Here is a 19,853-nt window from a genome sequence, read left to right as displayed (position 1 = left end):
AGTCTCCTGTGATAGCCAATTCCTTCGAGGCACTCAATAACCCAGTCCTTTTCTTCTTCCGTCATCTCGTGAAAGAGCGGGAGAATGATCGCCGAGTCCGGCAAATATTAGTGTTCGGTAGCAGTTTGCCCCAATCGCAGCGATAGGGCGCTTCGCGGTGGATGGCGATAATGCCGCGTCGCGTCGAGATCCCGCGGTCGAGCAAGCCTTGCACGAGTTGATCGCGATTAATCGGAGCGTCGTTCGTCAGCCGCACCATGTAAGACTGATAGCTGTGGCATGATCCTGCCGGTTCCTGCGGCGGCAGAAGCCATGGAATCGATCTTAGGTGCTCGGTATATCGACGCGCCATACCGCGTCGCCTTGCCAACATCTCATCGAGCTTCTTCAACTGGACAATCCCACCGCAGCCTGTAAGTCTGTCATGCGGTTGTAGCCGACTTCGCCATAGCTCTCGGCCATCACTTTACACAAACCATGGCGCGCCAGGTCCGATAACGACACGCCGTGTGTCGCGTCCGCCTCATGTACGCAGCCAAGCCGTCGTCCGCTGCGGTGATCATGCTGCCCTCGCCCGTCGTCAGCATCTTGCACGGATGAAAGCTGAAGCAACGCAATTTGCGGCGTGCGGCAGCCCAATACGCTCACCAGGTTCGGGCTCACTTGAAGATCATTGCCTACCGTCTTGCACATGGCGCGCATCAGGATGCTCCGTATCATCGCATCAATGCTCTCTCGCCGCTGCGGAATCGCACCTGCCAGTCGCTGGATTCGCTTTTTGTAATAACTTCGTTGTCGAACATCGGCTACCTACTTCGTATAGTCCACCATCAAGATCACACGCTAAACACATGCGCTGCCGCCAACAGCGCTTCAACCACACGCTGCTGCGGGGCAGCCAGGCTGGGATACATCGGTAGGGAAACAATCCTCTCTGCCGCCGCCTCGGTCACTGGAAACGTTCCCGGCCCATACCGCCGCTTCGAATACGCCTTCTGCAAATGGAGAATTCCTTCCTTTCAACGCGTTACCCCGCTCGATGGCAATGGGGGCAAGCCATAGTAGTAATCGCTGCGCCGGCTCCTCGAGCAGTTCAACACCCCACCGATTAGCTTTTTAGAGTCGAGCGCCACAACACCCCTCTGCAATTGTCTCTTTTCAGTAATTCCTTGACGCGTACGAGAATGATGCCTTCCGTCAGTTGTGTCCGCCAAGGGAAGCACCGGAGGTGAATCGACAATGATCCAATCGAACCAATCGCTCAAGCTGATCCATCAGTGCAGACAGTTTCCCCGATTGAAAGAGGTCAAGCGCGTTGGTCGGCACGCCGCATGCCGGCAGAATCCAAAAGTGTGGGCCTTCAAGATGGTAGACACTCGTTACGTGGAAGCGATCATCCTGGAGGTATTGACAAAGGCCCGTATACAGACCAAGCCCGAACATCTGCATGAGAGACGGTCGCCGCAGGTCTGTAGGCAGCTGCTTCCCCGAGCGCTGTCACGGGCTCCACCTCCGATGCGTCAATTTCCACTGCGATCGACTGCGCCATCATATCGACAGATAAAACCAAACGACAGAGATTCTTCTTCCGGAGCAGGATCCCCTCGACTCCTTCGAGCGCTCCTCGCTTGACTCGAACCCGAACGCCGCATTTCAAAAACGGATGCGGCTCTACCCGATACGGTCCGCGAATGATCCGCCGAATTGCCTCAATTTCCTCCTCCGGAATGACCGCGACTTGATCCCCGGTGCACACAATCATATGAATCCCGGGTGTCGTCACGGCTTGCAATCGACGGGTGAGCGCTCCCCGGACGAATACGTAGCAAGGGAAGAGCGGCAGTGAAACTAACTTCTTTCGATCCTTCCAACGCCGCATCGAATCATAGAGGGGCACAAATGCCTCGAATCCCTTGGCAGTCAACCCACATGCTACCGACTTCTCGTGCTGATGGCGCGTAAATAGCGCGCACCACGCTGTGTCTTGCATGTTGATCAGATTACCACTCGATGAAGTCGCCATTTTCCTTCGCTTCCCTTTCCCATGCGAATTGCATCTCATGTTGCCCATCGGGAAGGCATAGCTTCGGTTTGTGGGCTACAGCCCCTTCTTTCCCTTCGGATCGAAGCGGTTTGCCCGATTCTCTCTGGCACCGCGTCCATCCTTGCTTCCAAAACCCGTCGCGACGTTTCGGCTCGCAATTCCAAGCCTTACAAATCACACCAACGATTCGTGTTGATCGAGATATAGTCATCAATAAAACCATCGCTTGCCGGGGACATAACATCGGTCGATTCCACGCAGCGGGTTCAATTCCGCGCACGTGTCACTCTGGTCTGTTGACCCTACTTCTTCGCGAGCAATTTGAATGCCATCTGAACGCTTGGATTGAAGCTCGTCGATACATCTCCAGAAGAGCAATTGGAGGGCTATTTAGACAACCCTGCTACCCCACAACGTCACAAAAGCACATCGAGTGCCGAAAACAATAACAGCAATGGCACTGTTTCCTTGAGAGACTGGTTGCTCGAGGTGCATCGAATTGCGTTATCTCTCCAATGCGTGCCGCCAAAAGATCAGTCATTCGCACAAATCGACCACGGGAGAAGTCTCTGAAGAAGGGTCCTGACAATCGTAGTACTCCACTAACCTATTAGTGGAGCGAATAGCAGGGCAACTTTACATTTAGCAGGCGCCGCGTCCAGAGAGCATCGCTGCTGGTGTCTGCATCACGATCTTGACGTCCAGCCACAGAGACCAGATGTTTGCATACCTAATGTCCATGCGTACCATCTCGTCGAAGGTTGTACGCGATCTTCCTTCGATCTGCCACAAACCAGTCAGTCCTGGCTTTAGCTCTAGTACGCGACGTTTATGCCAAGTCTGGTATCGCTCGTATTCATAGGGAAGCGGGGGCCTCGGCCCCACGAGCGACATATCGTTCATAAGGACATTCACGAACTGTGGAAGTTCATCAAGGCTGCTCTTTCGCAGGAATCGACCGAGAGGGGTTACTCTGGGATCGTTGACCAGCTTGTAGACCCCATTCCCTTGCCCAAGATCTCCGCCACCTGCAATTAGCTTCGTCACATATTCCCGATGTATCTGTGGGTCGTTATCGGCATGCATGGTACGAAATTTGAAAAAGGTGAACTCTCTTCCGAACTGGCCAACCCGTTTTTGAGCAAAGAGAACCGGGCCTTTCGATGTCAATTTCACGAGCAAGGCAATGACAAGAAAAGCCGGAAAAAATACAATCAGCGCGAACAGGCTGCCAAATATATCCATACCCCGCTTGAGGAGGCGCCCACGTCGTTTCGAGCCGCGCTTACTGGAGATATCGGGGTAGAGAGTAACAAGCTCATCTCCATTCGATAGTTTTGCTATCTCCTGCGGGAAGACTCGGAAGACCAGTGTAAGGCGGTGATAGGCCACAGAGTTAACAGCTCGCTGCACCGCAACCGATATCTTTTGAATAATGGTGTCGACGGTTGCCGCGTCGGCTTGGCCAATTTCCGTCATGAGCAAGCCTAATGTGACGTCTTGCTCATACCAACCGAGAACATCGGTCTCCCTCGTATTTGAGGAAATTGCAGCCACCACATTCTGAATGAGCAGGCCACCTAAATCGGTCTGGAAGTCATCGCCGCTTATGAGAACAAGCATGAATTGCTTTCCGGAGCGCTCGCTTCTCCTGCGCTCGAGCCGAAGCATTTGGACGAAGATTGCTTCTTGGATCGGAGCAATCTGCAGCCGTCCCTCATAGGAGGCCGAAGAATCATCTTCGGCGGAAACCTTCTTTATCCGGGGCAAACGTGCAGGTTTCGTAGTAGCCATCCAAACCATCCTCGGTATGTCTCAGCAACTGGTGAAGATCTGACGTAGTGTCGAAACTGGATGACGCCGTCGCGCAAAGAACTGGGGTGTCAAGCGTATACGTATATTCAGCTAATCCCAAAACGACTGTCTCTTCATCAAAATCGGAGGGCACTTCACCGTGTTACGAATGCAAATATGGCGCTATGGCGCACATAGGTCATTTCAGCAGCAAGCGGCTCCACTTTGCTTCGTTCAGCCAACTTGATGCGTGTGAACACATACGCCGGGAAGACTGGAGTTTGAATGCGTACGCGCCGATCTTTCCAACGGCTCTCAGTGACAAAAGTAGGAAGGAATGCTTCGACGGATCTTGATTCGAGTTGTTTCGTTACGACCATTTCGTGACGCGGATGTGTATAGACGGCATACCAACGAGGAACATCGCTCACTTGCCACCGGGATATAGCTCGGCAACGGATTCGCTTGGCAGCTCATTCTTTCTCCTAGCCTTGTCAATCGACAATTGGGCAACGCTTCGCGACGGTGACTTACAGATTGTCACTGTTGAAGTGCCCCAATTCACTTCCAATTTCCGATCAGCACAGCGCCGTTGGAAGTAGCAAAAGACAAAAACACATGAAAGCCGGGGAAACGAGCTGTCAATTCAAATCGGACAATTCCATCCTTATGTTCTAAAGCTTAAGCAATTGGCGTGCCAGCCCACCTTGTTTCCTTCGCACAAATGAGAAACCAGCGCGGCGGCTACAACCGAAAATGTTGCAACCTTAGGAGTGCGATCCGGCAATCTTGGCTAAGTCGAGATATCTATCGGGTTAGCTTGCACGAACAGCACTTTTGAGGCAACGGATGAAGAAAGTGAAGCACCTTGCGCGGTATTGATTTGAAATAGGCGAAGCATTTTGTAATGGAAGAGACCATCCGGGGATAACACGCGGCGACTCTTCCAGACAGACTTGAGCCAAGTCTAATGTTGCACAATAACCACCTGCTCGGAATAGTGAGAAACATCCCTTACAAAGCGTTAAACAGTGTGCAGCGACCTGCATACTTAACCAATGCGTTTCACATGGAAAAAAGTAGGTCCCTTCATTGTCTGCACCATATCCGCTCTACAATGCCGGAATACAGATTGGACGCGTACCGAATCACAGAAGTGACAAAAGCACTCGGCTGACTACTCATTCGTCCCCACTCTCTCCCCGGTTCAGTCTTTAAGATTGCCGTAATAATCGTAGTACGAGCTACCGTTGATAGGAGAGTCATTCACGACTACTCCCCAAAGTTTGGATCCCACTATCTCAAGAGATGGTGCAACCATCGATTTGTCCGTCTTCCCTGAACGTATTACCATAAGTGCCCCGTCGACATACGGTAAAACCTCAGCGACGTCCGCCATGGGAATTACCGGTGCAATATCCAGAATGACCCATCGAAACGTTGCGCGAAGATTAGCCAACAGCGGAGTTAATGACGCAGATGACAGAAACTCCCCAGGCGAGGTCAGCCGTTTTTTGACACCTAATACATATAGCGAACGTCCCGCTATTTGACGAACGGATTGACTAATGGTCCGGTTGCCGGTCAGTACGTCCTCCACGCCATCCTCTTCGAACGCATAACCCAGTGCAGGAGAGATTCCGGGAGCCCTAAAATCTAGATCGACCAGGCAAGTATGATGGCCGGCATCCGCCAGGCACCAAGCGAGATTGACCGAGGTTAGAGTCTTTCCTTCGCCCGGACCTGGGCTCGTAATCAACATTGCCCCTCCGGGTGGATGGAGGGTGCAGAGTCGACGGCGTAGCATTTTATATAGCTCCGCCGCGAGCCCCGTGGGCTCCATCAAGAAGACCAGACGGGACTTTTTGTTTGGTTGGATCGTAATCACCCGGCTCCCTGGGATCAACCGCCGAGGGACGTCATCAACCGGGCCTGCCGTGTTTGTCGTATGTAGCCCTAGAGTGGAACTCATAAAATAGGCCTAACCTTGAGCAGGAAGATTACCAGCGCCGTGCATGCAATTACTGACACTACAAATGTCTGAGCCGCGATTGTCCGTCCACGGAGCAGATCCGCTCTGCTCGTAATCGGCGGGATTGTCCCAAGAACTTGGATCTTCAGTGGAAGCATCCCCCTTACTTCCTCCTCAGATCTGATCGAGCCACTAAGGAAATGGATACTTATAACAGTACCGGCTGGAATCAGGAAAGCCGCTACCAGCAAACCTGCCATGATCGGGAGGCGCTTTGGTCTGACGGGCTTCTCCGGGGTCTTGGCGGGATCCAAGACTGTGAATCGCTCCGCCTGTTGCTCTCGTTCAAGTTCCTCCGACATTCCTGCCGAGAACCTCTTGTCGAGAAGGGACTGATAATTCTGCTTAGATGACTCGTAGTTTCGCGTCAGTTTGACTAATTGGGTCTCGAGAACCGGCACAGAATCCACTTTCCACTGATAAGTTTGCATCTGTTGATTGAGCTCTGCGAGGTGCTGTTTGTGTCGCTGCAGCTCTTTGTCAATCAAAGCGAGCCGCACCTGAGTGTTCGAGTCGTACGAATCTGGCGCGGACGTTGTTACCAGTCGGGCGTCCACGTTCTTAAGCTGCTCCGTGACGGCAATGACGTCAGGATATGTATCCGTGAACTGTCGCTTCAAGTTCCAACGCTCATTTTCCAAACGACGCTTTTCCTGAAGTAGGCGCTCTCGCTCCGTGAGGGGCGCGGTCTGTATTTCCATGGATTTAACTTGGGTTAACAGGATTCGTTCTTGGTCGAGCCGGCTGATGGCATCCATGTTCGATTGCGTTTCAGCCTGCAACCGTGAAAGTGCCTGCAAATTTCCGTTGAGTTCGTCGGGCGTCGCTCCAACGTGCTTCATTTTGAACGCTTCGAGTTGGCTCTCCTGCTCTTCGAGGCCCTCTTTGGCCTGTTGCAATTCGCTTGAGAGAAACTGAGTTGTACCAAGCGCTTGTTGTTGGCGTACTTTGAGATTCCAATCAATAAAACTGGAGGCAAGTTGATTAGTTATCAGCGCTACAAGCATTCGATCATTGTCTTCGTAAGAGATGCTGAAACTACTCAATCCTTGCTCTGGTTCTGGGCTTTGCTTCAGTTCAATCTTGGTCTTCTCGCGCATGCGGTCCAACACTTCTTCTCTTGAATCCTTTTTCCGCAACTCTGGATAGAGATTGTTCTTATCAATAATCTCCTGCAATCTGGAGGAGCTGAGCACTTGTTGTGTCAAAGTGTTCATTCGCGCGTTCGGATCTATCGTCGATGAAACATACTTTTCGGGAATCTTTTGCGGATCTACCAGGATCGTGGTGGTCGCACGATAGACGTTCGGAAGCAGAGATGTGCCAACTATGCTAAGAATGGCAAGCAGGAGCGATGATAGGAACACAATATGGCCGTGCTGCTTCAACGCCCCGAGGCATTGCCTAATCGATACCGACGAATTATCTGAGTATGCTTCTTCCTGCATCTTGTCCTTAAGTTCAACTTGTAACTTTTCACTGGAAGACGCGGCCCGCACCAGGAGTCCACGTGAGTGAGAACAGCCCCAGGTTACGGGTAAATTTAGTTCCATTCGAATCGCCTACGTAGCCACGATAGGTGTACGTAGCACTAAACCCATGCCCGATACGGTAACCGTAAATGCAGCCGAAGTAGGTCTCATGATATGAACTCCCTGTCGCTAATGTGTCACTGCGGGCATAGCCTATGTCGAGGCTCAAGGTGCCGTTAGTCGTTATCCTCCTTTGATATCCGCCAGATACACTCAATTGCGACAACTGTGGTCCCAGATAAGAGGCGGTGGGCTGACGAGACGCCAATAAGTAGATTTGCGATTTGGACGACAACCTTGTACTGAATGCAGCGTTGTAGGAGAATTCCAGCTGATTGCCGCACGCAGACGTATCAAATTGTGGGCCGCCACTCAACGAGAGGGAGGTTCTCTCACCCGCTTGCCACTTGAGACCGATCCCGCCGCCAAAGCTTGCGCAATCGATGAATCCATTGATGTAGGAGCTTTGGCCATAAGCAATCACCCCGAGCTTGGATGACAATTCTCTACCGTAGCCGAAACGCTCGGTCGTTGCAACGCCGTTGTTCTCGCTCATGCCCGTGAAGTGGCTGAATGAGTTCGCCACATGGAACTCAAGTGAATCCCGTTCAGACTTTCTATAGTGGATGTCTAGATCCCCGTTGGCGTATGTTACAGTACCTGCATTCGGGAGATACGAAGCGGAACTGGAACTATTGCCAGGCACCTCTCCTACGGCGACTGATTGCTGGGGTGCAAGTAAGCGGAGTGAGTCTTGTCCATAGGTACCACGTGCGCTCAAATCCCAGCTCCATCGTTCGTTTACGGTCCCCGCAATCGTGGCAGACGCCACATTCATGGTTTCCCGAGAGTAAATGCTGGAACTGTACCCTGTAATCGTCGGTTGGTACTGAAGAAGATACTGCGTCTTGGGAGTGCTTACCTGTATCCCGAAATATGGACTCAGTATATACACCCCCGATGATGCACCGTTCCCCAGGTTGTCAGGGTTGCTGTCCCACCCACCAGCGACGGCCACACCAAGGAGCAAGTGCGTGGGCGTAGTTCTATCCATAGAAATCAACCCCGTCCCATCGAGTGCCGCGGCATACTGCATCTTCTGTTCTCCTCCCCCATTAGAGGCTTGAACTGCATCTTCAGCGTTCACACCAGACGACTCGACGGGAGGGTGGGCGCTCGTACTCGTCTGATCGTCGCTTGACGTCTGAGCAAAAAGTGAGCCAGCAAAAAGCCCAATGGATAGCCCGGCAATGAGGCGAATGCATCCCAATTTGCTCATAGTTCCTTTCCTAAGGAACGATGACTGTATCGCCGGGTTGGAGATCGATGTTCTGGTTGACATCGCCGTGTATAGCGCTGGAGTAGTTGAACTTTAGCCGCTGTAGGTCGCCTTTCGATCCACGAAGTATAAATATCCTTTTGCGATTCGCAAATGTGTTCAGCCCTCCTGCCTGAGCAATCAGCTGAAGAACGGCTATCGGCGCAATCAGGGGTATCCCCGGGTTTAGCAACCTGACCCATCACGTAGACCTGCCTGCTCCGGATATCGACCACGCTGACCGTAACCTGAGCACTCACAACGTAACTACTAAGCCGCGCGCTCAGATCCTGCGCCAGTTGATTCGCAGTCATTCCGGCAGCACGCACATCTCCCAATAGCGGCAATGAAACGAACCCATCTGGGCCGACCGTTGCGGTTTGTGAGAGATCGGCGTTCTTCCACACGTTTACACGAATGATGTCTGCCGCACCAAGGGTGAATTGAGATGTCCCGATAGCAGTCTGCGAATGGGTATTCGATGCCGTATCGGGGTGTTCGGTGTTTGACAGTCGTACAGTATTTGATCCAGCCGCAGCGACGCTTTGCGCCAGATTGTCGGTCGCTGAAAGACCTAACGCTAACAGAATTGCGAATAGTCGGATTGGACTATAGGAACGCATCGTATATGGTTGTCTAACTTCACATCGAGTAAAGAGCAAATAGATGGCCAAAGACAACGAGCCTTTTCAGACATTTGCCACCTGCTAAGCCATGGATATGTCGGTGAATAACGTGTAAGTCTGCAGTCTTTTGCGAAGTGTGCAATTGTTTGTGCGGGTTAAGGAGAGCGTACTCTTCCATGAACAAGTTGCTGGGTCTCCCAGCCTTCTCGCTCGATGACGACGTTTTTGCGGGATGACAAGCTGATAGCGCTCTGATGTTTCTCGCCCTCGGACAAGTCAAGTTCAAGCTTTCACCCTTGGAGTGCCCGGTTCGCTTTGTGCCAGTTGAGATGAGTCAAACTGGTATGGAAGGAGCAATGTATGGCGCGAGGCAAGAAGCATACAGCGGAGCAGATTGTGAACCTGCTGCGGCAGGTTGAGGTTGGAGTATCGAACGGCAAGACGTTGCCGTAGGCGTATAAAGAGGTGGAGATTGTCGAGCAGAACGTACTACCGGTGGCGCAAGGAGTACGGCGGGTGAAGGTGGACCAAGTGCGACGGCTGAAGGAGTTGGAGCAGGAGAACGCGAAGCTTAGTCGGGTGGCGTCGGATTTTAGTCTGGAGAAGTTGGTGTTGAAGGACATCGCCTCGGGAAGCCCTGAGCGACGACGCCGTGCGGTGAGCCATGCGTGTGAGGCGCATGGGATGAGCGAACGGCATGCGTGCCGGGTGCTGAAAACAGCCGAGGCTGACAAACAGCAGGCGGCGTATCAGAATAGCGGCGGGGTGGGAGGCAGCTACGGCAATAGTTTGCTCAGGAGACGTGGCGAGATGGCCGAGCGCCAGCTTCGGCGTTGCTTTGAAACGGATGGCATACGGCGTCGCCAACTGAGGGGACGTGAGAACATCTTGAAGCGCAGCTGGTTCACCTAGGCGCGTTCAGCCTGAGTCTGGCTCTGCGCAAGTTGCTTGGCGCCGGTACATCGCGAGAGTGAAGAACCGCGCCGGTGGGCTGATTTTGCGCCTCTTCTGGTGGCTCACCTGCGGATATCGGACAGATAGCGCAGTGGAGTCCCGCACTCCCGGTATCGCCACCGTTCCCGAAGCCATCCACTCCGTCAACCGCACCGATGGCCTTGCAGGAGTTCAGCGCTTGCACCACGGGCTGCTAAGAGAATGCAAGATCTCGCAAAATGAGTGCAGCAAATTGTAACTGAGTTAGCCCAATGAGAAAAAGGTATTAGCTTGGTTGATTCCGAGTTTAGCGGCCACCGCACTAGGCTCGCCAAAGCAAGGGTGAACTTCCCGGTACGAACGATGGTGTGAAAATTGCAAAGCTGTCATTACTGCGGAACAGACAGCAGCGGAGGCCGTCTTGTCGAGAGTATTTCAGGAATAGTTTGGGAGGAAGGATCGACTGGGAGCCCAACAAGTAGGTTACCCAAAAAGAATGGCTACGGTAATTTCAATCACGCTTTGGTCATTTACGTGCCTAGTCCTTGAATGCTGAGGACATATGTTCGAGATTCAAGGGTACAAACCGGTTGACGCGCTTATCGGCGACTCGCCGACGATCCATAGAATTTGCGCACAACTGCAAAAAGCTGCATTGACCGAAGTTCCAGTTCTCATCACTGGTGAGAGCGGCACCGGAAAGGAGCTGGCTGCAAGACTGTTGCATAATTTGAGCGCGCGTCGTGCCCACAATTTCCTCAAATTCAGTTGCCCAGCAATTCCCAATCAGTTCTTCGAGAGCGAACTCTTCGGACATGAACATGGTGCATTCACCGCCAAAAAATCGAACGCCGGCAAGTATGAGCAGGACGATAAGGGCACACTATTTCTGGACGAGATAGGAGAGCTAGATCTGGGGCTCCAAGCCAAACTCCTGCACGCCTTGCAAGACTTCCGACTGGTGAGATTGGAAACGGTGGATGAACGCGCAATCGACATTCGATTAATCTGCGCCACCAACCGAGATCTTGAGGTTGAGGTAGTCAAGGGTGGATTTCGCACCGACCTGTTCTACCGGATTAACGTACTTAGGATACATATGCCTGCCTTGCGCGATCGCGCCTCTGATGTACCCATCCTAATGAATCATTTCATCAGGATGTACAGCAAGCAGTTCGGGGGAACGCTCCGGAGTTGAGCTCATCCCTTATGAGGGGACTTGAGTCATACCATTGGCCAGGCAACATCCGAGAGCTTGAAAATATGGCAAAACGCTACGTCGTGTTGGGGGGAAGAGCACATCCTCTCTGTTATGAAACAACCCGAAAAGCCCTTCTCTTCAGCACCCGATGTGATTGATTTGACAACTCCTTTGCGAGTCCAGACAAAACGTGCAACCCAACATCTCGAGAGAAAAATCATTCTTGGTGTGCTTGAGGCGCATAAGTGGAATCGCAGAAAGACTGCACGCTCTCTGGATATCAGCTATCGCGCGCTGTTGTACAAGATCAAGCAAGTTGGGTTACCAGTAATCCCGTGTAGCAAGCCCACATTACAAAAGTTGTCATTGCACGATCCTGGAGAGATGCTCGGGATTGATGATTTCAGATAACCCGTACTGGTGAGGGTTTGGCATCCGGCATGCTTCTCTCACCAGTGCTTCTGCAATCCGTCCTTGGATGATATGCAAATCTGGCTTTTGAGTGTGCTGCAGGTTGGTTTTTGGTTTTCTGATCAATACGAGTGTGCAAAGTTTTGTATCAACACGGCACTCCTTGGTTAAGTTTGGACAGTCATGGGAGGAAGCGTGATAAACGTAGGAGTGATCGGTTATGGATATTGGGGACCGAACCTGGTTCGCAATTTGTTTGAAGTTGCAGAGACGCAGGTGGTTGCGGTCAGCGACATGCGTCAGGACCGGCTTGAACAAGTGAAGAACCGTTACCCGTCAGTCGAGGTCACGACGGACTTTCGGCAGCTACTTAGCAACCCGAAGATCGACGCAATTGCGATCGCGACACCGGTTCATACTCACTACGACCTCGCGCTACAAGCTCTGCAGAGCGGCAAACACGTTATGGTCGAAAAGCCGATGACGTCTTCTTCTGAGCAGGCTCTTCGATTGATCGAAGAAGCCGCTCGTCGCAACCTTACGCTTCTGGTGGATCACACCTTCGTCTACACAGGTGCGGTTCGAAAAATCAAAGCCATTGCGGATTCCGGACAACTGGGAGACATCCTCTATTACGATTCCACGCGCATTAACCTGGGCCTGTTCCAGCGTGATGTCGATGTTATTTGGGACCTCGCCGTCCATGACCTTGCGATTATTGACTACATTCTTCCGTCGGCTCCCTGTGCCGTCGCCGCGACCGGAATCAACCATGTATTTGGCGGCACCGAGAATCTGGCGTATATCACAATGTTTTTCGAGGAGAACCTTATCGCTCACGTCAACGTCAACTGGCTATCGCCTGTCAAGGTTCGGCGCACCCTGCTTGGGGGCAGTAAACAGATGATCGTGTACGACGACATGGAGCCTAGCGAGAAAGTCAAGGTCTATGACAAAGGAATCACGGTGAATGGATCTTCGGATTCGCTCTATAAGGCCCTTGTGGGTTACCGCTCCGGCGACATGTTCGCTCCCCAGTTGGACGTGTCGGAGGCTCTCAAAGTAGAGATTCAACATTTTGCGGAGTGCATCAGGACGGGAGTTGAGCCGATTACGGGAGGCCAGGCAGGACTGCGGGTTGTCCGTATTCTGGAGAGCGCCTCTCTCTCCATGAAGCAGCGCGGCAAGCTTGTCCATCTTGCGCCTGAAAGACTTCGATTGAGTCAAGGAGCCGCCTGACGATGAATGAAACTCAATTCAATCGCGATTCGTCCTGGTCAGTCAGCGATGGCTCAATTGCAGCTGAGCTGTCGTCGCTTCCGCAGCTGCCCGAGTTCAGCCGGATCGCTCCGGATGTAAAACTGGGCGACGATGTTCGCATCTTTGGTTTTGTAAATCTTTATGGCTGCTCGATTGGTGATAACAGCAAGATTGGGACGTTCGTCGAGATTCAGAAGAATGCCGAAATAGGAAGAAACGTAAAAATCTCAAGCCACACGTTCATCTGCGAAGGCGTCCAGATTGAAGATGATGTCTTCGTCGGCCATAATGTCTCGTTCATCAACGACAAATATCCCCGCGCCACCAACGCAAACGGCGAGTTGCAAACAGAAGCAGACTGGCAGGTTGTCAGGACGGTAATAAAACGCGGGGCATCGATAGGTACGAGTTGCACAATTCTTTGCGGAGTTACGATCGGAGAATTCGCCATAGTCGGGGCCGGCAGTGTCGTTACTGGTGATGTTCCTGCGAACACTGTTGTTGCAGGCAACCCTGCTCGCATTCTGAGAAAGATGGAGGAAAAATGAAGATCCCTTTTGTAGACCTGAAGTCGTTGCACAGCGAGATCAAGGACGACCTTCGTGAAGTGTTTGATCGCGTCCTAGATAACTCGACTTTCGTGTTAGGACCCGAGGTCCACAGATTCGAGCAGGAATTTGCGGCTTATTGTGGAACGGAATATTGCGTGGCAGTGAATACCGGCACTGCTGCGATCCATCTGGCTCTGGCATCTCTTGGCATCGGTCCCGGAGATGAGGTCATTACAGTTCCACATACCTTCATCGCGACTGCGGAGGCTATAACGGCAGTAGGCGCACGACCTGTCTTTATAGATATTGATCCGATCTCCTTCACAATGGACGCCTCACTTATAGAAGCGGCCATCACAAGCAAGACACGCGCTATCATTCCCGTCGATCTTTATGGCCAGGTCGCGAATATGGACCCTATCTTGGAAATTGCAAATCGTCATGGTATCCCGGTGGTTGAGGACGCCTGTCAAGCTCACGGCGCGGAATACAAAGGCCGTAAAGCAGGTTCATTCGGTGCAGCTGGATGCTTCAGTTTTTATCCCGGCAAAAATCTTGGCGCCTGCGGCGAAGGGGGCCGTGACGACCAATGACGCCGACCTCGCTCAACGCATACGTTTGTGGCGCGATCACGGATCGGCAAAGAGATACGAACATGTCTTTCCAGGGCTCAACATGCGCATGGAAGGAATTCAAGGCGGAATCCTTTCTGTGAAACTCAAGTATCTCGACCGCTGGAATGACCAACGGCGCCAGGCGGCGACAGCGTATGACAAGGCGCTCGCTGATACCGACATCGAGATACCCACCGAGATGGACTATGGCCGCCACGTCTATCATCTCTACGTCGTCCAGTCCGACAACCGCGATGCGCTGCGCCAGCAGTTGACTGAGGCCGGCATCGAATCCGGATTACACTATCCGACACCATTGCATCTTCAAGAGGCCTACCGCTTTCTTGGTTACAAGCACGGTGAATTCCCGGTGACGGAAAAGGTGAAGAGCCGTATCTTCTCGCTTCCGATGTACCCGGGCATCCACTATGAAGCAGTGGAACGGGTTGCGTCCGAACTTCGGGAGAGTTGTTATGTCAGTTGACCGTGAGCACGAAACCGTTTTGGAATCCAGGACGGTGCCCGCCGTTTTTGGAAGTAAGAAGGTTGTGCATGATTCGATCTGGGAGTGGGATTTTGCTGCACACCTAAAGCAAACCCACTCTCCGATTGAACTCCTTGCTTTGTATTCTCGATATCGAAACGAAGAAGGGCCCTTTGAGTCCCAGCTCAGGCGCGTAATATTTCGTGCCATGTGCCGGACAGCCGGACATGCTCTACAGATAGGTCCTGGAGTTGTCGTGAAACATCCAGAAACCATGGAACTTGGAGACGCTGTCTTTATAGGCGCCCAGTCGATGATCCAAGGACGTTTCGACGGAACATGTCGCATCGGCGATCATGTATGGATTGGCCCTCACTCTTACTTCGATGCCCGAAACCTGATTCTTGAAGACTACGTGGGATGGGGACCCGGAGCAAAGGTGCTCGGCTCTTCTCATGTGGGTGACCCGATCGACGTCCCTATCATCGCAACGGAGCTGAGCATCAAGCCCGTCGTGATAGGCTACGGAGCAGATATCGGCACCAATGCAACAATTCTTCCAGGCGTTCATGTCGGAGCTCATTCCATGGTTGGCGCAGGTGCTGTTGTAAATGTAGATGTTTCGGAATACGCCGTCGTGGCAGGAGTGCCTGCGCGAGTGATCCGGCATCGAAAATAGCAGCCTACAGCGCATTTATTGACATGCATCGGATTAGAGCACACGTACTAAGCGGCCAATTGATATAAGGCCAACAGCAATTAGCCGGACACCGGCAAGAGAGGATTGGATGAATTCTGTTCAAGGGACAAAGATACTTATTACAGGCGGGGCAGGATTTGTGGGGAGCACCACCGCCGACCAGCTATTAGACGCTGGGGCAGCTGAAGTACGTGTACTAGACAATTTTATCCGCGGCAACCTGCGGAACCTGGAGAGCGCAAAGAAAAAGGGTAATGTCGTCATCGTCGAAGGTGATATTCGCGACGCTGATACGGTGGATAGCGCGGTGGAAGGCGTCGACTATGTTTTTCACCAGGCTGCACTGCGCATTACTCGATGCGCCGAAGCGCCGCGCGAAGCCATTCAGGTTTTGATCGATGGCGCCTCAAATGTCCTTGAAAGCGCGGTTCGCCACAAAGTCAAAAAGATCGTGGCAGCCTCCTCCGCTTCCGTCTACGGAGATCCTTCCTATCTCCCAATGGACGAAAACCACCCATTTAACAACCGGACCCTCTATGGAGCTGGCAAGATCGCCAACGAGCAAATACTTCGCGCCTATTACGAGATGTTCAAGCTCCCTTACGTTGCGTTTCGCTACTTCAATATCTATGGACCGCGCATGGATATTGATGGGGTCTACACTGAAGTGTTGATCCGTTGGATGGATGCTATTGAGACCGGGGAATCGCCAAAGATCTTTGGGGACGGCTCGCAGTCTATGGATTTCGTATACGTGGAAGACGTCGCGCGTGCCAACGTTGCGGGCCTGGTAGCCGATGTCACCGATGAGGTTTTTAACGTCGGAATGGGGGTCCAGACGACTTTGAATGAACTCTGCCACCTGCTGCTAAAGGTTACTGGATCAGATCTCAAACCCGAATACCACGCGGCGCGGAAAGTAAACAACGTCCAGGCGCGTCGCGCAACCACCCAGAAGGCTGAGAAGATGCTGGGCTTCAGGGCGCATGTGGACCTTGAAACCGGCCTGAAATCACTAATACAGTGGCGTGACCAAACCAAATCGGAACTTACCACTGTAGGTGGGGTGCAAAATGAGTGTTCTCTCTACTCCTGTTACGGCAATGATTCCCGTCGCTCGCCCGTGCATTGGCGTCGAGGAAGAGCGAGCAGTTATTGATGTACTACGCTCGGGCTGGGTGACGCAGGGACCTCGCGTCGCCGAGTTCGAAGAGAAGTTCTCGGACTATATCGGCTGCGATCATTCGGTCGCTGTTTCTTCCTGCACTGCGGCTCTCCACTTGGCGCTATCGTCCAGCGGGATCGGGCCAGGCGACGAGGTCATCTGCCCGAGCCTTTCATTTATCGCTACAGCAAATTCGATCGCCTACACGGGAGCAACCCCGATTTTCGGTGACATCGATCTGGCAACTTACAATCTCGATCCTACCCGGCTCGAAGAGGCCATCTCACCACGCACCAAAGCTATCCTGATAGTGCATCAGATTGGACTCCCGGCAGAAATGAACGAGCTTCTGGCGGTGGCAGCTAAGCACGGTCTGACCGTGATCGAGGATGCTGCGTGCGCCATCGGCTCCGAGTACGACGGAAAGCTGATTGGCAAGCCGCTTGGCACGATGGCGTGCTTCAGCTTTCACCCGAGGAAAATATTGACCACCGGCGAGGGCGGTATGATCACCACGAGCGATGCCAAGCTTGCGGAGCGACTTCGCCGTCTCAGACAACACGCCATGAGCCTGTCGGATGTAGTCCGCCACAATGCAAAGCAGACCAGCTCTGAGACCTATGACGAGGTAGGTTTCAACTTTCGCATGACTGATATGCAGGCGGCGATAGGCATTACACAACTTGGTCGTCTGGGCAATTTCTTGAGGCGTCGGCGCTACTTGGCAGCGCGTTACACTAAAGCTCTTCAGAACCTTCCTTGGCTACAGACACCCATGGTTCCGCTTAACTGCCGCCACAACTACCAGTCCTACATGGTACGTCTGGTCGGAGACTTCGCAGCGAAGCGCGACGCGATTATGCAGGAGTTGCTCCAGAAGAATATCTCAACAAGACGCGCAATCATGGCTACCCATCGTGAACTGCCCTACCGATCAGAGCGTTGGGACCACAGCCTGCCACAAACCAACGTGGCCACCGATACAGGTCTTATTCTTCCACTCTTCCATCAGATGACCGAGTCAGATCAGGACTATATTATCGAAGCGCTCCAAGCGCCCTCGCGCTTGAGTCGGACCGTCAGCCGCCGGGAACCGTAGTGCACACGGTTCTCGGCCAAGTCTCGCAGACGAACTCGCAAGGCCTCCTGCGGATCGCGATGATGCGTGTAGCGCAAGGTCATCCGCTTGATCGGAATCAGCCTTGCCGCCCGCCGCTGGCTCGATGGGATGGCAGCTTGCGTTCACTCCGACAGCGCAGTCGGAGCGCCAACACCGCTGACGTGCGACTCGGATTGCATCAATCGCTGAACGACCTGGACGATACCCATACGAGTCTTGATGAAACTTAGGTTCCACCAGAGGCTCAAGGTATCGGCGAACGACCTCTTGCCTGCACGATGCTGTCGCAGGCATCGTAACTCAGCTTCGGGCGCACATGTCGGATGACCTTGAAGCAGGCCCGAACATACTCCAGCACGGGAGCTGGGTGTGGACTTCACGCGGAAGACGTTCGGGCAGTGGACGGCGGAAGGCTTCGCGGCCACCGGGCGCCCCGCTGAGAGACGGCTTGCGCCTCTTCGATAGCGCTGGCGGCCTGCATGTTTTCCGGTTGCAACTCGAGCTGCTTGATCTGGCGGAGGACCTTCTCGCTCTTCGTCCCGAAGAGCATGCGCTGCAACTTCTCGATCAAGAGCACCAGGCGCTCGATCTCGCTGGCCCGTGACGTGAGCGTTGCGGTGTATCTCTTATGCTGACTCATCACCGGTTCCGAGGTCCTGATGGGCGCTCTCCAGTCGATCCCCTCAAGCAGCAATCGAGAGCTGTGCACGGCTCAGCGAGACCGTTCCACTCGCCGCCTGCGGCCATACGAAGCGTCCTCGCTCAAGCCGCTTGGCCAGCAGACACTAACCCATCGCCATCGAACCAGAGGACCTTCAAAATATCGCCACGTCTGCCTCGAAAGACGAAGACGTGGCCCGATAGTGGCTGCCGTTCGAGCACCGTCTGCACCTGGGCGCTAAGCCCGTGGAAGCCGCGCCGCATGTCCGTCACCTCAGCCGCGATCCAGATCCTCGTCCCTGCCGGAAGAGCGATCACGAGCGCAGCTCTTGAGCACAGCACGAACGATCGCAGCATCAACGCTGCCTTCAAGGCTGATCCGAACTTCACCGGGAAGCTCAATGTGAATCCGCCGGAACTCGACGGAGCCACATCGGTCGGCTCAGGCCTCAGAAGCTCTTCGTCATCAGTTCCGCTGACCGGAAGCAACTTCACCCTACTCTCAGGAGTTGCTCCGAGCTTGCCGTCCCGATACAAACGCCGCGACTGAAACACCTGGTTCGCGTTGACGCCGTACTTCAGTGCAACACGAGCTACCGAAGCACCCGCCTCCAACGTCTCCTCCACGACCCGGCGACGCTCAGCCGCACTGCGACGCCTACGAGGTCCTAACCCCAACCCTCCGCTCAACTCAACGTCAACCATCCAAACATCATCATCACCAAACAAAACAATGCACACGCGGCCAAGACAGGACGTGTTTGCTTCTAAGTTGGTATGGCGACTATCAGCGAACTCGTGCTCAGCGATGATCAGCGTTTAGAACTACGAGCCATAGCTCAGTCTCGTTCTTTGCCCGCGGGATATGTTTTTCGCGCCAAACTGATTCTCCTGCTGGCCGAGGGCGCGTCCTTCGGCACCATTAGTCAGCGATTGCAGACGACCGCACCGACGATCATTCGTTGGAAGCGGCGCTTTCTTCAACGCGGGCTCGATGGTCTAGACACATTCCATCCGGACAGGCCGCAAGCGTGCTGACATCTGCTCTGCGGGGCCGCCTCTGGAAGGAAGCCGATCGATGGCTCCACGCACTGGAGTTGCTGCAAACTGGCGGCGGCGCTGGATGTCAGTAAGGACGCCGTGCATCGCGTCTGGAAAGAGGCTGGCCTGAAGGCGCACCGGCTGGAACGCTATATGGCCACCAATGATCCGGAGTTTGAGCGCAAGGCAGCCGACATCAGACTCTATCTTCGCCCGCCCCAACATGCTGCTGTGTTTCTGCGTCGATGAAAAAGACAGCCATTCAGGCGCTGGATCGACTCGATCCAGTCTCGCCGGGACGCGCCGAACGCACGGTTTCGAGTACTACCGTCACGTCACGCTTCCCTCTATGCCGCGCTGGATGTAA

The 19,853-nt window shown here is 53.4% G+C and carries 23 protein-coding genes and 3 pseudogenes; 12 read left to right on the top strand and 14 right to left on the bottom strand.

Features of this window, described 5'->3' with window-relative positions; translation table 11 throughout:
- Positions 1-61: 61 nt before the first annotated feature.
- The 11 genes and pseudogenes from RBB80_RS12265 to RBB80_RS12215 all read right to left on the bottom strand — a co-directional run.
- Positions 62-352 (bottom strand): DegT/DnrJ/EryC1/StrS family aminotransferase, encoded by a 291-nt coding sequence (locus tag RBB80_RS12265; RefSeq protein ID WP_433969637.1) that lies wholly within the window; start codon positions 350-352, stop codon positions 62-64.
- A gap of 35 nt (positions 353-387) precedes the next feature.
- A complete protein-coding gene (locus tag RBB80_RS12260) occupies positions 388-702 on the bottom strand; it encodes a hypothetical protein (protein ID WP_433968439.1) in 315 nt (104 codons plus the stop codon).
- Positions 703-836: 134 nt separating this feature from the next.
- Positions 837-1,001 (bottom strand): DegT/DnrJ/EryC1/StrS family aminotransferase, encoded by a 165-nt coding sequence (locus RBB80_RS12255; protein WP_433968437.1) that lies wholly within the window; start codon positions 999-1,001, stop codon positions 837-839.
- Positions 1,002-1,393: 392 nt separating this feature from the next.
- Positions 1,394-1,990: a UpxY family transcription antiterminator gene (locus RBB80_RS12250; RefSeq protein WP_433969636.1), complete on the bottom strand. Its 597-nt coding sequence runs from the start codon at positions 1,988-1,990 to the stop codon at positions 1,394-1,396.
- 696 nt (positions 1,991-2,686) lie between these two features.
- Entirely contained in the window at positions 2,687-3,838 is a 1,152-nt protein-coding gene (locus RBB80_RS12245; protein WP_433968435.1) for a sugar transferase, read from the bottom strand.
- Positions 3,839-3,993: 155 nt separating this feature from the next.
- Positions 3,994-4,269 (bottom strand): transcription termination/antitermination NusG family protein, encoded by a 276-nt coding sequence (locus RBB80_RS12240; protein WP_433968434.1) that lies wholly within the window; start codon positions 4,267-4,269, stop codon positions 3,994-3,996.
- A 776-nt stretch (positions 4,270-5,045) separates the two neighbouring features.
- Positions 5,046-5,600: a tyrosine-protein kinase family protein gene (locus RBB80_RS12235; protein WP_433968432.1), complete on the bottom strand. Its 555-nt coding sequence runs from the start codon at positions 5,598-5,600 to the stop codon at positions 5,046-5,048.
- A 206-nt stretch (positions 5,601-5,806) separates the two neighbouring features.
- A complete protein-coding gene (locus RBB80_RS12230; RefSeq protein WP_433968431.1) occupies positions 5,807-7,318 on the bottom strand; it encodes a GumC family protein in 1,512 nt (503 codons plus the stop codon).
- Positions 7,319-7,346: 28 nt separating this feature from the next.
- Positions 7,347-8,681, bottom strand: coding sequence for a hypothetical protein (locus tag RBB80_RS12225; RefSeq protein WP_433968430.1), 1,335 nt, complete (start codon positions 8,679-8,681; stop codon positions 7,347-7,349).
- Positions 8,682-8,691: 10 nt separating this feature from the next.
- The gene (locus RBB80_RS12220) at positions 8,692-8,913 is read right to left on the bottom strand and encodes a hypothetical protein (protein WP_433968428.1); all 222 of its coding nucleotides are present in this window, start codon (positions 8,911-8,913) and stop codon (positions 8,692-8,694) included.
- Between the two features lie 52 nt (positions 8,914-8,965).
- Positions 8,966-9,343: pseudogene (locus tag RBB80_RS12215) on the bottom strand (polysaccharide biosynthesis/export family protein); the annotation flags it as partial.
- 363 nt (positions 9,344-9,706) lie between these two features.
- Here RBB80_RS12215 and RBB80_RS12210 point away from each other — a divergent pair.
- The 10 genes and pseudogenes from RBB80_RS12210 to RBB80_RS12165 form a co-directional block, all read left to right on the top strand.
- Positions 9,707-10,060: pseudogene (locus tag RBB80_RS12210) on the top strand (transposase); the annotation flags it as partial.
- Between the two features lie 256 nt (positions 10,061-10,316).
- Entirely contained in the window at positions 10,317-10,538 is a 222-nt protein-coding gene (locus tag RBB80_RS12205) for a hypothetical protein (RefSeq protein ID WP_433968427.1), read from the top strand.
- A 303-nt stretch (positions 10,539-10,841) separates the two neighbouring features.
- Positions 10,842-11,477: a sigma 54-interacting transcriptional regulator gene (locus RBB80_RS12200; RefSeq protein WP_433968426.1), complete on the top strand. Its 636-nt coding sequence runs from the start codon at positions 10,842-10,844 to the stop codon at positions 11,475-11,477.
- A gap of 114 nt (positions 11,478-11,591) precedes the next feature.
- A complete protein-coding gene (locus RBB80_RS12195) occupies positions 11,592-11,891 on the top strand; it encodes a helix-turn-helix domain-containing protein (protein WP_433968425.1) in 300 nt (99 codons plus the stop codon).
- 195 nt (positions 11,892-12,086) lie between these two features.
- Positions 12,087-13,130 carry a Gfo/Idh/MocA family protein gene (locus RBB80_RS12190; protein WP_433968424.1) on the top strand — a complete coding sequence of 348 codons (1,044 nt, stop codon included), beginning with the start codon at positions 12,087-12,089 and terminating at the stop codon, positions 13,128-13,130.
- 2 nt (positions 13,131-13,132) lie between these two features.
- Complete coding sequence (locus RBB80_RS12185; RefSeq protein ID WP_433968423.1) at positions 13,133-13,699, top strand: acyltransferase; 567 nt, start codon at positions 13,133-13,135, stop codon at positions 13,697-13,699.
- Positions 13,696-14,800 (top strand): annotated as a pseudogene (locus tag RBB80_RS12180) (DegT/DnrJ/EryC1/StrS family aminotransferase). The gene RBB80_RS12185 and the pseudogene RBB80_RS12180 overlap by 4 nt, the downstream one beginning before the upstream one ends.
- Positions 14,790-15,479 carry an acyltransferase gene (locus RBB80_RS12175; RefSeq protein ID WP_433968422.1) on the top strand — a complete coding sequence of 230 codons (690 nt, stop codon included), beginning with the start codon at positions 14,790-14,792 and terminating at the stop codon, positions 15,477-15,479. Before RBB80_RS12180 ends, RBB80_RS12175 begins: the two are co-directional and overlap by 11 nt.
- Before the next feature lie 109 nt (positions 15,480-15,588).
- On the top strand, positions 15,589-16,659 hold the full coding sequence (locus RBB80_RS12170; protein WP_433968421.1) for an NAD-dependent epimerase/dehydratase family protein: 1,071 nt from the start codon (positions 15,589-15,591) through the stop codon (positions 16,657-16,659).
- Positions 16,604-17,764, top strand: coding sequence for a DegT/DnrJ/EryC1/StrS family aminotransferase (locus RBB80_RS12165; protein ID WP_433968420.1), 1,161 nt, complete (start codon positions 16,604-16,606; stop codon positions 17,762-17,764). Before RBB80_RS12170 ends, RBB80_RS12165 begins: the two co-directional genes overlap by 56 nt.
- 397 nt (positions 17,765-18,161) lie before the next feature.
- Here the strand turns inward: RBB80_RS12165 and RBB80_RS12160 are convergent, their stop codons facing one another.
- The 3 genes from RBB80_RS12160 to tnpB (RBB80_RS12150) are packed head-to-tail and all read right to left on the bottom strand — an operon-like array spanning position 18,162 to position 19,150.
- Positions 18,162-18,425, bottom strand: coding sequence for a transposase domain-containing protein (locus RBB80_RS12160; protein WP_433968419.1), 264 nt, complete (start codon positions 18,423-18,425; stop codon positions 18,162-18,164).
- A gap of 43 nt (positions 18,426-18,468) precedes the next feature.
- Positions 18,469-18,564, bottom strand: a complete 96-nt coding sequence (gene tnpB / locus RBB80_RS12155; protein WP_433969634.1) for an IS66 family insertion sequence element accessory protein TnpB — start codon at positions 18,562-18,564, stop codon at positions 18,469-18,471.
- Entirely contained in the window at positions 18,548-19,150 is a 603-nt protein-coding gene (tnpB, locus tag RBB80_RS12150; RefSeq protein WP_433968418.1) for an IS66 family insertion sequence element accessory protein TnpB, read from the bottom strand. Before tnpB (RBB80_RS12150) ends, tnpB (RBB80_RS12155) begins: the two co-directional genes overlap by 17 nt.
- A 72-nt stretch (positions 19,151-19,222) precedes the next feature.
- On the opposite strand from tnpB (RBB80_RS12150), the gene RBB80_RS12145 reads away from it, so the two are divergent.
- Both RBB80_RS12145 and RBB80_RS12140 read left to right on the top strand, forming a co-directional pair.
- Positions 19,223-19,483, top strand: coding sequence for a helix-turn-helix domain-containing protein (locus RBB80_RS12145; RefSeq protein ID WP_433968417.1), 261 nt, complete (start codon positions 19,223-19,225; stop codon positions 19,481-19,483).
- 102 nt (positions 19,484-19,585) lie between these two features.
- The gene (locus tag RBB80_RS12140; RefSeq protein ID WP_433968416.1) at positions 19,586-19,735 is read left to right on the top strand and encodes a hypothetical protein; all 150 of its coding nucleotides are present in this window, start codon (positions 19,586-19,588) and stop codon (positions 19,733-19,735) included.
- Positions 19,736-19,853 lie beyond the last annotated feature (118 nt).

It is taken from the genome of Tunturiibacter gelidiferens (genome assembly GCF_051013345.1).
GTDB lineage: Bacteria > Acidobacteriota > Terriglobia > Terriglobales > Acidobacteriaceae > Edaphobacter > Edaphobacter gelidiferens_A.
Note: the sequence above shows the minus strand (reverse complement) of the source record. Positions and strands in the feature narration are given on the sequence as shown.